The following is a 13,517-nucleotide window of genomic DNA, read 5'->3' on the forward strand; positions in this document are numbered from 1 at the left end:
GCAATGTAAAGGCCCAGGCCCTGGGCCGCGCCGGTGACCAGCGCCGTCTGTTGTGGGGTGGTGGAAAGGGACATGGCGATGGCTTCTTCAGAGGATGCGGCCGATGCGGCTCAGCGCATCGGTGCAATGGATGGAACGGATCACTTGCGGACTCAGGCGGCGTAGGCCGGAATGCTCAGCTCGCGGCCCACGCGGGCTTCGACCTTGGCGTACTTCCACAGCTTGTAGGTGCCGTCGCCCACGGGGGTGGTGCGAAACAGGTTGCACGCGGCATGCACCGTCTCCAGGTCGGGAACATCGGCCAATACATAGGTGGTCCAGGGCCAGCCGTCGCTGGGGCCCACCATGGAGCGATCGTCGTCCAGGTTGCCCAGCACGGTCACGCCGGGCAGCTGCGCAATGCCTTGCATCATCTGCACGAAGGCCGCCCAGACGTCCTTGGTTTCCTGCACGGTGGCGTCGAAGAAGTTCTGGTTGATGCCTATGCAGAACAGCGTGCGCAGAGGGGCTTGGTTTTCGGTGGTCATGTCGTTATCCGGTGGGTTGCACAAAGGGTTCAGAGGTAGCCGGGCAGCGGCTTGAGGCCGAACAGCACGGCGCCCGCGTTCTGGTAGGTGATGTCGCCCATGAAGGCGTGCTGGGTGATGACCAGGCTGTCCTGCACCTGGGTGGACAGCGGACAGTCCTGGTAGATGCCGGTCATGCCGGCCTGCATCTGGATGCTGCGCGTGACTTCGGCGCCGGTGCGCGTGGCAAAGGTCGCGGACAGGCGCAAGGCGCTGACCGCATCGACGCTGGGCGTGTCGCCGCGCAGCAGCAGTTCCCAGACTTCGTCCATGGCCTCGTAGAAGAAGGCGCGGGCCGAGCGCAGCTGCGCCTCGCAGCGCGCGATCTCCATCTGCACCTGGGGCCGGTCGGCCGTGCGGGGTGCGCCGGTCACCGAGATGCGGCCCGTGGCCAGGCCCTTGAGTTCCTCGATCGCGGCGCGCGCGATGCCCAGCGACACCACGCTCAGCACCTGGGTCGCGAACGACAGGCTGGGGTAGCGAAAGATGGGGGCATCCAACTGCGAACGGCTGCCGCGCACGAACGTCCAGTCTTCGGGCACCACGACCTGGTCGACGACCAGATCGTGGCTGCCCGTGCCCGCCAGGCCGATCACGTCCCAGTTGGGCTGCACCGACGCCTTGGCGCGCGGCAGCACGGCCATGCGCGGCAAGGGCTGGCCGTCACCGCCTTCGGGCACGATGCCCACGCCCACCACGGTCGCGCCCATGCAGCCGCTGGAAAAACTCCAGCGGCCCGACACCTCGTAGCCGCCGTCGACGGTCTTCGCGGGCTGCGGGGGAAAGATGCCGCCGGCAAACACCACGTCCGGCGTTTCGGCGTAGATGGCGCGCAGCGTGGCGGGCGGCAGCGACGCCAGATAGGTGACTCCCATGCCGAAGCTGGCCACCCAGCCGGCCGAACCGTCGGCCGTGGCGATGCGCTCTATGAGTTCGCAGAATGCGCGCGGCGAACGCTCGTCGCCGCCGAGCGCGCGCGGCACCAGGGCGCGGTAGACGCCGGCGGCCTTGAAGCCTTCGATGACATCGGCGGAAATGAATTTCTGCTGGCCGAACTCACGCCGGCGCTCCCGGATGTCCTGCAGCAGCGGCGCGAGCGCGTCGGCCGGCGGTTGCTGGGATGGCGCCTTGGGCACGGCTTGGGTCTTGGTATCCAGTACGAGCATGGATGGCTCCTTTCAAAGAGGGGAAAAGGCCGTGCCGCGGGCCGCGCCCAGGCAAGCGACGGGGGCGGCAGGCGCGCCGAAAAGCCGTGGCAGCGCGCGCCGCGTCATGCGGTCGGCGCGCACCGGATCAGTACAACTATTTTCATTCGCATACATCGTGAGACCTTTGCTTTTTGCCTGATCTATGCCGCGGAATTTCATCCACCCTGCACTGATCTTGCGCAAAAGGTAACTCAATAAAACGTGAACCGTCAACTAAATACAACCCCCAATGCACTCGGTCAATTTTGGTGCGATATCGCACCAACCTAGCGAAAACAAAGGGTTTTTGCACCAATTGCGCACGCTACACCTTGCGCTTACCCTAGCGTAAACCCCGATCATTTTCCGGTTTTTGCGCAACGCAATCTTTGGCGAAATTGCGTGAAGAATCAGTGTTTCCCCCATATCCACGCACTGTGCGCATGGCGAGAATCCGAACAGTTCCATCCATATGCATAGATCTTTGTCCATGCGTTTCGTCAATAAAAAGCATGAAGATGGCACGAATGCTGCTGAAGGGCGAAGAGCAGTTGTTCCGCGCTTCCCTTTCCTGTTCAACGACACCCCACGAGGCTCTCCCATGTCATTCCAACGCGTGCTTCCCACCCTTTTCCTCGCCACGGCGTTCTGCGCCGCCGGCGCCCAGGCCCAGATCAAGGTCGGCGTGATCTCGTCTTCCAGCGGCCCGGTGGCGCTGGTCGGCATACCGCAGAAGAACACCGTCGCCCTGCTGCCCAGGGAAGTCGCGGGACAGCGCATCGACTACGTGTCTCTGGACGACGCCTCCGACCCGACGGCCTCGGTATCGGCCGCCAAGAAGCTCATCAACGAAGAGAAGATCGACGCGCTGATCGGCCCCAGCGGCTCGCCCAACGCCATGGGCGTGATCCAGTTCGCGGCCGAGGCCGGCATTCCGATGCTGGCGCCCGTGGGCACGGCGGCCGTGGTCCTGCCGATGAACGCGCAGAAGAAGTGGGTGTTCAAGACCACGCAGAACGACGAGCTGATCGCCTCGGCGCTGGTCGACCACATGAAGGCCGGCGGCATCCGCAGCGTGGGCTTCATCGGCGCCGCCGACCCCTACGGCGAGAACTGGGCCCGGGTCACGGGCGAGTTGCTGCGCGCCGCCGGCATCAAGCTGGTCTCATCCGAAAGCTTCCAGCGCCGCGACACGTCGGTGACCGCGCAGGCGCTCAAGACCCTGGCCGCGCGTCCGGACGCGGTGCTGATCGCCTCCCCCGGCAGCTCGGCCGTGCTGCCCCAGGCCACGCTGTTCGACCAAGGCTACAAAGGCAAGGTCTACCAGACCCATGGCGCGGCGCTCGACGAGTTCCTCAAGCTCGGCGGCAAGAAGGTCGAGGGCACCATCCTCGCGGCCAGCAGCATGCTGGTGCTCGACGAGATCCCCGCCAGCAATCCGACCAAGGCCGTCGCCAGCCGCTATGTCGCCGACTACGAGAAGCTCCATGGCAGCAAGCCCGCCACGTTCGGCGCCAACGTCTACGACGCCGGGCTGCTGCTGCAGGCCGCGATTCCCGCGGCGCTCAAGAAGGGCGCGCCGGGAACGCCCGCCTTTCGATCGGCGCTGCGCGATGCGCTGGAGCAAACCCGCGAGCTTGCCGGCACCCAGGGCGTCTACAACATGACGGCCGCCGACCATAGCGGCTTCGACCAGCGCGGGCGTGAACTGATCACCGTGAAGAATGGCCGCTGGGCGGCGCTGAAGTGACGTCTCGAGGCAAACAACATGGATTCTCAGATTGCCCTCTTGCTGGGCCAGGACGGACTGACGAGCGGCGCGATCTACGCCTTGCTCGCCCTGTCCCTGGTGCTGGTCTTCAGCATCACCCGGGTACTGCTGGTGCCCCAGGGTGAATTCGTCACCTTCGGCGCCATGGCGATGGCCGGCATGCAGGCCGGCAAGCCCGCCGCGCTGGCCTGGCTGCTGCTGGGCCTGGCGGCCCTGCGGCTGGTGCTGATGGTGCCGGCCGCGCTGCGCAGCCGCCGCCTGCCGGCCGCAGGCAGCTGGGGCATGCTCGCGTATGCGCTGGCCCTGCTGGCACTGCTGCACAACCTGCAGCTGCAGCAGCTGCCCATGGCCGTGCAGGCGCTGCTTGCGCTGGCCATGGTCGTGCCCATGGGGCCGCTGTTCTACGACATCGTCTTTCGGCCCATCGCCTCGGCCCATGCGCTGGTGCTGCTGATCGCCTCGATCGCGCTGCACGGCGTGCTGGTCGGCGTCTCGCTGCTGATGTTCGGCGCCGAAGGCGCGCGCAGCGAACCCTTCGCGGGCAACGGACTGGAACTCGGGCCCGTGACCTTCAAGGCGCAGACGCTGTGGGTCATAGGCGTGACGCTGGCGCTGCTGCTGGCGCTCTATGCCTTCTTCAACCACACGCTGTATGGCAAGGCGCTGCGCGCCACGGCCGTGCAGCGCCTGGGCGCGGAACTGATGGGCATCTCCACCGCCTTTGCGGGCCAGGCGTCGTTCGCGCTGGCCGCGTTCATCGGCTGTCTGTCGGGCATTCTGATCGCGCCGCTGACCACGCTGTACTTCGACAGCGGGTTCCTGATCGCGCTCAAGGGCTTCGTCGGCGCCGTCACCGGCGGCATGGCCAGCTATCCAGTGGCGGCGCTGGGCGCCAGCGGCATAGGACTGGTCGAATCGTTCTCGACTTTCTGGGCCAGCGACTACAAGGAAGTGATCGTGTTCACGCTGATCCTGCCCTTCCTGCTGTGGCGCTCCCTCACCACCCGGCACACCGAGGAAGAAGCATGAGTTACGTTCCCCCTTCCAACCTGCACGGCGGCGCGCCCGCGGCTGGCGCGCGCCGCCTGCCCGTGGCGCGCGTGCTGCTGATCGCGCTGGCCCTGGCGCTGGCCGGCGTGCCGCTGCTGCCGGCCTTCTACGTGACGCTGTTCAACAACATCGGCCTGGCCGCGCTGGTGGTGCTGGGCGTGGTGCTGCTCACGGGCGTCGCCGGCATGACCAGCTTCGGCCAGGCGGCCTTCGTCGGCACCGGCGCCTATGCGACGGCCTGGATCGCCAGCGCCAGCGCCCTGCCCTCGTGGCTGGCCTGGGCCGGCGGCTCGCCCTGGTTCGCGCTGCTCGCGGGCCTGCTGGTCACGCTGTGCGTGGCCGGGCTGCTGGGCCTGCTCACGCTGCGGCTGTCGGGGCACTACCTGCCGCTGGGCACCATCGCCTGGGGCATCGCCGTCTACTATCTGTTCGGCACCTTCCAGTCGCTGGGCGGACACAACGGCCTGGCCAACCTGCCCGCGCTGCAGCTGGGGCCCTGGGCGCTGGAGCGCGGCGAGCAGATCTTCTACCTGATCTGGCTGCTGGTGCTGGCCAGCGGCTGGGCCCTGCACAATCTGCTGGACTCGCGCAGCGGCCGCGCCATCCGCGCGCTCAACGGCGGCCAGGCGATGGCCGCCTCGATGGGCGTCGATGTGTTCCGCGCCAAGCTCACCGCCTTTCTGCTGGCGGCCTTGCTGGCCAGCCTTTCGGGCTGGCTGTATGTCTACACGCAGCGCTTCGTGAGCCCCACGCCCTTCGGCGTCAACCAGGGCATAGACTACCTGTTCATGGCGCTGATCGGCGGCGCCGGCCAGCTCTGGGGCGCGGTCGTCGGCGCCGGACTGTTCATTCTGGCCAAGGACTGGCTGCAGGACTGGTTGCCGCGCATCTTCGGCGAGACCGGCAACTTCGAAGCCATCGTGTTCGGCGTGCTGATCATTCTCGTGATGCACCGCGCGCCCACCGGCGTGGTCGGCTGGCTGAGCCAGCGCCTGGGCCTTCGCAACCATGCGGCCCGGTCCCGGGCGCCGGGCGCGCCGGTCGCCGCGCTGCCACGCCGCGCGCTGCCGGCGCGCGGCAGCACAGTGCTCGAAGTGCGCGGACTCACGCGGCGCTTCGGCGGCCTGGTGGCCAACCATGACATCAGCCTCGACCTGCATGCGGGCGAGATCCTGGCGGTGATAGGCCCGAATGGCGCGGGCAAGAGCACGCTGTTCAACCAGCTGTCGTGCTGCGACGTGCCCAGCGCGGGCGAGGTGCGCTTTCACGGCCGCAGCGTGGCCGGCTGGAGCGCGCGCCAGATCGCGGCCGCGGGCCTGGCGCGCACATTCCAGCATGTCAAGCTGCTGCCGCGCATGAGCGTGCTGGAGAACGTGACCATAGGCGCCCATCTGCGCGGCAGCCAGGGCCTGGCGCGCAGCATGCTGCGCCTGGACCGCGAGGAAGAGGCCAGGCTGCTGGCCGAAGCCCAGCGCCAGCTCGACCGCGTGGGCCTGGGCGCGCTGGCGCATACGGAAGCCGGCAACCTGTCGCTGGGCCAGCAGCGCCTGCTGGAAATCGCCCGCGCATTGTGCGCCGACCCGTCGGTGCTGCTGCTCGACGAGCCCGCGGCCGGACTGCGCCACGCGGAAAAGCAGGCCCTGGCCGCGCTGCTGGGCCGCTTGCGCGAGGAAGGCATGGCCGTGCTGCTGGTCGAGCACGACATGGACTTCGTCATGGGCCTGGTGGACCGCGTGGTGGTCGTGGTGTTCGGCGAGAAGATCGTCGAAGGCCTGCCCGCGGCCGTGCAGTCCGATCCGCGTGTACTCGAAGCCTACCTGGGAGCCTCCACATGAACGCCGCCCTTCCCACCACGGCGCCCGCCGCCGTCCAGCCGCTGCTGTCGGTGACCGACCTGCATGTGAGCTACGGCAAGATCGACGCCGTGCGCGGCGTGTCGCTGCGCGTCGCGCCCGGAGAGATCGTGACGGTGATCGGGCCCAACGGCGCGGGCAAGACGACGCTGATGTCGGCCATCATGGGCGTGCTGCCTTCGCGCGGCGCCATACAGATCGCGCGCTCCAGCGGCGAACTGGCCGCGCCTGGCGACGACATAGGCGGGCGCGTGCGCGAAGGCCTGGCGCTGGTGCCCGAGATACGCGCGCTTTTCGGCAGCATGTCGGTCGAGGACAACCTGCGCCTGGGCGCCTTTCGCTTCCGGCGCGAGGCGCGCGCCCAGCACGACGCGGCGCTCGAGGAAGTGTTCACCATCTTCCCGCGGCTCAAGGAACGGCGGCGCCAGGAAGCGTGCACGTTGTCCGGCGGCGAGCGCCAGATGCTGGCCCTGGGCCGCGCGCTGATGGGCCGCCCCCGGCTGCTGATGCTGGACGAACCCAGCCTGGGACTCGCGCCGCTGATCGTGCGCGACATCTTTCGCACCATCGCCGGACTGCGCGAGCGCGGCGTCTCCATCTTGCTGGTGGAGCAGAACGCACGCGCCGCGCTCAAGGTCGCAGACCATGCCTATGTGCTGGAGCTGGGGCAGGTGGCGATGCAGGGCAAGGCCAGCGACCTGGCCGACGATCCGCGCATCATCGACGCCTATCTGGGCATGCAGGGCCGGCACCAGGCGATGCTCAGCACCTGAGCGGCGCGCGCCGGCGTCAGCGCCGCCTCATGATCGGCTGCGCGGCGCGCCGGCAGGCGCCTTTTTCTTCGCGGCCGCGGCGCCCTCCTCGCGCGCCAGGGCTTCGTCGAGAATCGGATGGTCGCCGCCGTGCAGGTTGCGAAAGACCTGCTTGAGCAATTCATTGAGCTTGACCACGCGCGCCGGCGTCAGGCCGTCGAAACTGCGCTGGAACAGGCCATGCGTGGCATCGGCCACGCGCTGCAGCTGCTGGCAGCCCGCGGGCGTCAGCTCGACCAGCGTCACGCGCCCGTCTTCCGCCGAAACCGATGTCGTCACCAGGCCGTCGGCCTTCATGCGGTAGACGATCTTGGTGGTGGTGGACAGCTTGGACACCGAATGCACCGCGATGTCCGACACGCTGCTCACGCCCTGCTCCTGCAGGATGGCCAGCACGCGCCAGGTCGAGAGGTCGCAGTTCACCACCTTGAGCACCCGCTCCATCTCGTGCGTGTAGAGCGCGTTCACGCGCGCAATCCAGTAGAAAGGCCAGTCGGCCCGGTGAAATTCGTGTTCTGAGGAAGCCAGTTCCCTGGGTACGCGAGACGCCATAGAAGATAGATCCGAAATGAAGAAGCGGGTCGCAGCTGGACAGCCTGCAATTGTGTCACCTGCGACCGCATGAATGCTGCTGCGGGCCGCGCGAAGCTCAAAACAGCATATATCGACAGCCATGCCGTCCCTGCCCCCCCGGGCGCGCCGGGATCGTGCCCATTTCACCACAGGTGTTTTCCCTTGATGCGGCAGGCGCGCGCACCAGGGCGGCCAACCATGGCGCGGCCGGCCAATGCCTGCGCGCCCTCGCGCCGCCGCGTGCGCGCCCTGTTCAGCGGCCGCGCGCCGGCCGCTCATTCGATCGCATCGAACAATCCATCTCATCATATCAATTGGATGATTTTGCATATAAGCAATATCTTCAAGGCTCCGTTCATGCCATTGCGGCAGCGGACTATCCGCTTGCAACAGGAGACCTCAAGCCCCTTCCAAAACGCGCGCCTTTTGGCATCATGCTGGTGCAGAAACGCACTTTTACGGACGCGGCATTGCACCATTCCAAGGAGTCGCCAGCCCCCCGAAGTCAGCCCCCTCCATATTTCCATCCATTTTCATAGAACAATACGAGAAAGAGCTGCGGCTGGCATCTGAATTGCTTAAGTCGTTTGCTCTTAACAAGGAGATCCATCGATGAAGAGAAGTTTCGCATTCGCTGCTGCCCTGACCGCCTGCGCCGCCGCATCGGCCCAGAGCAGCGTGACCATGTATGGCGTGGTCGATCAGTATTTCGACAGGACGGACACCGGCACCGTCTCGGTCAACCGGCTGCAAAGCGGCGGGCTGGCCGGCTCGCGCCTGGGCTTTCGCGGCCGCGAGGACCTGGGCGGCGGCTATGGCGCCTTCTTCCTGCTGGAAATGGGCATCAATGCCGATGACGGCAGCCTGGGACAGGGCGGGCTGGGCTTCGGCCGGCAGTCCTTTGTGGGCCTTGCCACGCCGTACGGCGACATCTCGCTGGGTCGCCAGTACGTGCCGCACTTCTACTCGCTGGTGACCTATGCGCTCAACGGCGGCCTGGCGTTCGGCCAGTCGGTGAACTACTACACCGACCCCAGCGTGCTGCGCGCCAACAACTCGGTGTCGTACTCCACCAAGACCTGGAACGGCTTCACCGGCCAGCTATTCCACGCCATGGGCGAGAACGCCGCCTCGAAGTCCCTGGGCAACGTGTCCGCGGCCTCGCTGTCCTATGCCAGCGGGCCGCTCAAGGCCGGCGTGGCCTACACGCAGCGCAAGACCACGGCCGCCAACACCGACCGCTATCTGGTGGTCGGCGGCACCTACGACTTCGGCGTCGTGAAGGCCGGCCTGGTCGCGACCCAGCGGCGCGACGACAACAACACCAACGAGAGCACGCTGTACGACCTGACGCTGACGATTCCCGTGGGCAGCACCTCGGCCGTGGCCCTCGACCTGGGCCGCTTCCAGAACAAGTCGGTCGCCAACGCCGACTCGACCGCCTTCACCGTGCGCTACGACTACTTCCTCTCGAAGCGCACCACGCTGTACACCGGCCTGGCGAAGATCAAGAACGATGCGGGCGCCGCGTTCGGCGTGAACGGCGCGACCGGCGCCGCCGTGGCCCTGACCCCGGGCCAGGACCCGCGCACCTTCGTCGCCGGAATCCGCCACACGTTCTGAGGACCCGGAACCAAAGGGGTCGCTGCGGTTGCGCCACGACGAACGCCCCCTTTGGTACGCTTTTTCACCCCCTGCGCAGGCCTGCCCGCGCAGACATCGCCCCATGATATGAACATGCTCCACCGCCGCTCCCTCCTCCTTGCCGCCTGCGCCACCGCCCTCGCGCCGGCAGTCCATGCACAACGCCGTGGCACGGCCCGGCTCCTGGTCGGCTTTCCGCCGGGCGGCGCGGCCGATGTGCTGGCCCGCGCCCTGTCGACGCAACTGCATGTCGACGGCGCCGCCTACATCGTCGAAAACAAGCCCGGGGCCGGCGGCCGCCTGGCGGTCGTCGAAGCCAAGCGCGCGGCCCCCGATGGCCGCACCATCCTGATCACCGCGGACCCCATCCTGACGATCTACCCGCATGTGTTCAAGAACCTCGGATACGACCCGCTGGTCGACCTGATCCCCGTGGCGACGATCGCCGCCGAGCCCATGGGCCTGGTGGTCGGCCCCATGGTGCCGGCCAGCGTCAAGACGCTGGCGCAGTTCGTCGACTGGTGCAAGAAGAATCCCACGGACGCCTCCTACGCCACCGCGGCGGCCGGCACGACCATGCATTTCCTGGGCGAGCTTTTCGCCCAGTCCGCCCACTTCGCCTTGACCCACATTCCGCACCGCGGCGCGGCGGCGGGCGTGCAGGACGTGCTGGGCGGCCAGATCGCGTCGACCATAGTCACCATGAGCCAGGTGCTGCCGCATCTGCCCGGCGGCAAGCTGCGCACCTTGGCGATCTCCAGCGCCAAGCGCAGCCCGCGCGTGCCCGATGTGCCGACTTTCGTGGAACTGGGCTATCCCAAGATCGAAGCCCTGGTCTACTACGGCGCCTACATTCCTTCGGCCACCCCGGCCGAAGTCGCCCAGCGCATCACCGCCGAAGTCGTGCAGGCCAGCGCCGCGCGCGAGATGGTCAACACGCGCGAGAAGATGGGCGTAGACGACCTCAAGCTCAGCGGCCCGAAGTTCGCGGAGTTCTTCAAGGCCGACCTCGAACGCTGGGGCCCCATCGTCAAGGCCTCGGGCTACAAGGCCGAGGAATAGGCCTTGCGCCGGCCAGCCCCACGCGGCTGGCCGCGACGCGGCGCGGTCCGCACCTGCGCCAGGTCAGAGAGTGGGCGATAAACATCGCCTTGCCAGGCAATGCAGCGCAAATTCTTTCTAGAATGGCCTTTGCTCCTCCTCATAACGGCCTGATGGAATGTCCTGCTTCGCGCTCCTAAACCTACAGTCAAACTCCCCGCCACCCGCGGACTTCGCGGCCTGCCTTACGGACGAGGGCGTAGAACATGGTTGCTAAGCCCGTGAACGCCGTTCCTTTTCTTGCCGACTACCTGCCGGCCATGCTGGGCCAGGCCAGCGCGCTGATCTCCTCCGAGTTCCACGCCGAAGTGCGCGCGCGCGGCTTCACCGTGGCCGAGTGGCGCGTTCTGGCCTGTCTCGCGACCGGATTGCAGATCAGCATCGGAGATCTGGCCGCAGCCACGCTGTCCAAGCAGCCCACGCTCACACGCCAGCTGGACCGCATGGAAGCCAGCGGCTATGTGGGGCGCACCCAGCACCCGGTGGACGGGCGCGTGACGCTGGTGCACATTTCGCCCAAGGGCAAGCGCATCGCCAAGCGACTGGTGGAGCTGTCGCATGCGCACGAGAAAAGGGTGCTGGAGCCGTTCGGCATGGACCGCGCCGACGATCTCAAGCGCATGCTGCGCCAGCTCATCGAGTTCCACCAATCGCGCGGCACGCCGGGCGCGGGCGCCGACGAAGACTGAGCCCGGCCTATAGCGGCCTATAGCGGCCTATAACGGCCGCAAGGCCGCCAGACTGTCAGAGGTCCAGCACCAGGCTGGACGATTTCGCGCGCGAGCAGCAGGCCATGATCTGGTCGTTGTCGGCCTTCTCCTCGTCGGTCAGGTAGACGTCGCGGTGATCGCAATCGCCTTCGAGAACGGTGCAGACGCAGGTGCCGCACACGCCCTCCTCGCACGAAACCTCGATCTTGATGCCAATCGATGCCAGGGCGGACACGATGCTCTGCCCTTCGGCCACGCGCACGGCCCTGCCGCTGGCCGCGGCCACCACATCGAAGCTGCCGCCGCTGGTGTCGACGTCGGCATTGAAATACTCGCGATGCAGTTGCACGGGCGGCAGGCCCGCCTGCCGCGCCGCCTCGAGCACGCCTTCCATGAAACCCACGGGCCCGCACACGTAGAGGTGCGTGCCGGCCAGGCCGTTCGCCGCGACCTGGGCCGCGATGTCGAGACGGCCGCCGGCATCGCTGAAGTGGTATTGCACGCGCTCGGCAAACGGACTGCAGGCCAGCTCCTCGGTGAAGGCACACGCGTCGCGGCCGCGCGCGCGGTAGTGCAGCTCGAACGAGCGCCCGGCCGCATGCAGCGCATAGGCCATGGCGATCATCGGCGTGATGCCTATGCCCCCGCCCACCAGAATGGTGTGGCGGGCTTGCGCGTCCAGCGGGAAATGGTTGCGCGGCCGGCTGACCTGCAGCAGGCTGCCTTCGTGCAGGCCGTCGAACACGGCCTGCGAGCCACCGCGCGACTGCGGGTCGCGCAATACGCCCAGGCGATAGTGGTCCGGCGCCGCCGGATCGCCGCACAGCGAATACTGGCGCACCAGACCGCCGGCCAGATGCACATCGATATGCGCACCGGCCTCGAAGCGCGGCAGCTGCTGCGCGGCGTGCGCGGCGGCCAGGTCCAGAACGACGACATCATTGCCCTGCAGGCGGCGCTTGCGCACCACGACCTGCAGTGTTTCTTCAGCGGTGGCCATGGAGTGACTCCGTCTCTTCAGAGGATGTAGCCGATGCTGGTCAGCGCATCGGTGGAATTGATCAGGCTGATCACCTTGCGGCGCAGCTTGAAGCCGCCTTCTGCGCCGCGGCGCAGCTCATAGGTCACGTCGGCGATGTGCTGGCGCAGCACGTCCTTGCGGAACTCCTTGAGGTCTTGCGCGGCGCGCACCGTCACCACGCCATCGGCCTCGCCCACCACCCGCACGCGCGACACGCCGCGCACCGTGCGCGCCTGCGGCGTGGTCGAGATCGACTCGCCGCTGCCCAGGCGGCGCACGCGTTTCTCGCGCATGTGGTGGTCGTCGTAGGCGTAGTTCAGCGTGTTCTCGTGGTCGGTCTCTTTCGGGTCTATCGGCACGATGTACAGGCCGTCGGGCTCCCACAGGTCCAGCCAGGCCTGGAATTCGTTGTGGTCGAGCATGTCGGCTTCGGCCCAGATGAAGGCCGTGGCCTGCTGCAGCAGCGCCAGGGCGCCGGGGTCAAGGGAAAATGCGGTGGCAGTCATGTATCGGTTCTCGGTGTCGGTTTTCGTGGGGCTCAGGCCAGCATCAGCTTCTTCCACTGCTGGTAGGCGGCGCGCATGCCGGTCTCGGCGCTGACGTCGCCGGCCACGCCGTCGGGCGTCTTCTTCTCGCCGGGCAGGCCGCGGTTGAGCAGAATCCACAGATCGCGCCCCGCCTGGGCGCCGGCCTGCACGCGCTCCCAGGCCTCGGAGTCGTCGGGCGTGCCAAAGCCCATCGGGCCCTGGAAGTGTTCGTGCAGGCGCAGCCGCGCCTGGTTGCCGGCCGAGGGGCCGCCGTCCATGGTGATCACCGCGTGGTGGATTTCGGTCTCGTTGACCGAGATGGGCTGCAGCACGCGGAAGAAGGCCATCGAGCAGGCCACGTTGGGGAACAGGTTCAGGTTGAATCCCGAGCCGCCGACCGCGCGCACGATGCGGCGCACGCTGGCGTCGTCATGGCCTTCGGCGCTCAGTTGCGCGGCCAGCTCGACGAAGCGGTCAGGAATGGCCTTGTCGAGTTCGTCCTCCAGATCGATCAGGTCGGGAATCATGACCATCACGCTGTGGCCGTTGCCCAGGTCTTCGACATAGCCGCTGCCGCCCACGAAGTCGAGCATTTCCTCGGTCTGCTTGTCCACCGAGTGCAGAAAGCTTTTGTGCACCAGCGGGAAGTGGTAGGCGTCGGTGGTGTTCTCCAGCTGGATCTTCCAGTTGCCGGGAAAGCGG

Annotated in this window: 15 protein-coding genes; 8 read left to right on the forward strand and 7 right to left on the reverse strand. The window is 67.2% G+C overall.

The window, feature by feature from the left end; genetic code table 11:
* Nucleotides 1-152: 152 nt before the first annotated feature.
* From KHY18_RS25425 to KHY18_RS25435, 3 genes are read right to left on the reverse strand one after another with little or no spacing between them, the layout of a single operon-like run.
* A complete protein-coding gene (locus KHY18_RS25425; RefSeq protein ID WP_213306755.1) occupies nt 153-527 on the reverse strand; it encodes an IacB protein in 375 nt (124 codons plus the stop codon).
* A 29-nt stretch (nt 528-556) separates the two neighbouring features.
* The gene (locus tag KHY18_RS25430; RefSeq protein ID WP_213306758.1) at nt 557-1,732 is read right to left on the reverse strand and encodes an acyl-CoA dehydrogenase family protein; all 1,176 of its coding nucleotides are present in this window, start codon (nt 1,730-1,732) and stop codon (nt 557-559) included.
* A gap of 12 nt (nt 1,733-1,744) precedes the next feature.
* Entirely contained in the window at nt 1,745-1,957 is a 213-nt protein-coding gene (locus tag KHY18_RS25435; RefSeq protein WP_213306761.1) for a hypothetical protein, read from the reverse strand.
* Nucleotides 1,958-2,354: 397 nt separating this feature from the next.
* Between KHY18_RS25435 and KHY18_RS25440 the strand changes: the two genes are divergently transcribed.
* Genes KHY18_RS25440 through KHY18_RS25455 form a run of 4 tightly spaced genes read left to right on the forward strand, consistent with a single transcriptional unit; the run spans nt 2,355 to nt 7,200 of the window.
* Nucleotides 2,355-3,503 carry an ABC transporter substrate-binding protein gene (locus KHY18_RS25440; protein ID WP_213306764.1) on the forward strand — a complete coding sequence of 383 codons (1,149 nt, stop codon included), beginning with the start codon at nt 2,355-2,357 and terminating at the stop codon, nt 3,501-3,503.
* 18 nt (nt 3,504-3,521) lie between these two features.
* The gene (locus tag KHY18_RS25445; RefSeq protein WP_213306767.1) at nt 3,522-4,553 is read left to right on the forward strand and encodes a branched-chain amino acid ABC transporter permease; all 1,032 of its coding nucleotides are present in this window, start codon (nt 3,522-3,524) and stop codon (nt 4,551-4,553) included.
* Nucleotides 4,550-6,409 carry a branched-chain amino acid ABC transporter ATP-binding protein/permease gene (locus KHY18_RS25450; protein ID WP_213306770.1) on the forward strand — a complete coding sequence of 620 codons (1,860 nt, stop codon included), beginning with the start codon at nt 4,550-4,552 and terminating at the stop codon, nt 6,407-6,409. Before KHY18_RS25445 ends, KHY18_RS25450 begins: the two co-directional genes overlap by 4 nt.
* Complete coding sequence (locus KHY18_RS25455; protein ID WP_213306773.1) at nt 6,406-7,200, forward strand: ABC transporter ATP-binding protein; 795 nt, start codon at nt 6,406-6,408, stop codon at nt 7,198-7,200. The genes KHY18_RS25450 and KHY18_RS25455 overlap by 4 nt, the downstream gene beginning before the upstream one ends.
* 27 nt (nt 7,201-7,227) lie before the next feature.
* Here the strand turns inward: KHY18_RS25455 and KHY18_RS25460 are convergent, their stop codons facing one another.
* Complete coding sequence (locus tag KHY18_RS25460; protein ID WP_213306776.1) at nt 7,228-7,791, reverse strand: MarR family winged helix-turn-helix transcriptional regulator; 564 nt, start codon at nt 7,789-7,791, stop codon at nt 7,228-7,230.
* A gap of 173 nt (nt 7,792-7,964) precedes the next feature.
* On the opposite strand from KHY18_RS25460, the gene KHY18_RS25465 reads away from it, so the two are divergent.
* From KHY18_RS25465 to KHY18_RS25480, 4 genes are all read left to right on the forward strand, one after another.
* Entirely contained in the window at nt 7,965-8,351 is a 387-nt protein-coding gene (locus KHY18_RS25465; protein ID WP_213306779.1) for a hypothetical protein, read from the forward strand.
* Nucleotides 8,352-8,424: 73 nt separating this feature from the next.
* Nucleotides 8,425-9,435: a porin gene (locus KHY18_RS25470; RefSeq protein ID WP_213306781.1), complete on the forward strand. Its 1,011-nt coding sequence runs from the start codon at nt 8,425-8,427 to the stop codon at nt 9,433-9,435.
* A 108-nt stretch (nt 9,436-9,543) separates the two neighbouring features.
* Nucleotides 9,544-10,518 carry a tripartite tricarboxylate transporter substrate-binding protein gene (locus KHY18_RS25475; RefSeq protein WP_213306784.1) on the forward strand — a complete coding sequence of 325 codons (975 nt, stop codon included), beginning with the start codon at nt 9,544-9,546 and terminating at the stop codon, nt 10,516-10,518.
* Nucleotides 10,519-10,763: 245 nt separating this feature from the next.
* Nucleotides 10,764-11,246, forward strand: a complete 483-nt coding sequence (locus tag KHY18_RS25480; RefSeq protein ID WP_213306787.1) for a MarR family winged helix-turn-helix transcriptional regulator — start codon at nt 10,764-10,766, stop codon at nt 11,244-11,246.
* A gap of 55 nt (nt 11,247-11,301) precedes the next feature.
* Here KHY18_RS25480 and KHY18_RS25485 read toward each other — a convergent pair whose 3' ends face one another.
* The 3 genes from KHY18_RS25485 to KHY18_RS25495 all read right to left on the reverse strand — a co-directional run.
* The gene (locus tag KHY18_RS25485; RefSeq protein WP_213306790.1) at nt 11,302-12,267 is read right to left on the reverse strand and encodes a PDR/VanB family oxidoreductase; all 966 of its coding nucleotides are present in this window, start codon (nt 12,265-12,267) and stop codon (nt 11,302-11,304) included.
* A gap of 17 nt (nt 12,268-12,284) precedes the next feature.
* Complete coding sequence (locus KHY18_RS25490; protein WP_213306794.1) at nt 12,285-12,794, reverse strand: aromatic-ring-hydroxylating dioxygenase subunit beta; 510 nt, start codon at nt 12,792-12,794, stop codon at nt 12,285-12,287.
* A 32-nt stretch (nt 12,795-12,826) separates the two neighbouring features.
* Nucleotides 12,827-13,517 (reverse strand): RHO alpha subunit C-terminal catalytic domain-containing protein (locus KHY18_RS25495; RefSeq protein WP_283771370.1); only part of this gene is annotated, 691 nt, incomplete at its 5' end.

Origin of the sequence: Acidovorax sp. CCYZU-2555, from assembly GCF_018413525.1 — a bacterium.
Lineage (GTDB): Bacteria > Pseudomonadota > Gammaproteobacteria > Burkholderiales > Burkholderiaceae_C > Comamonas.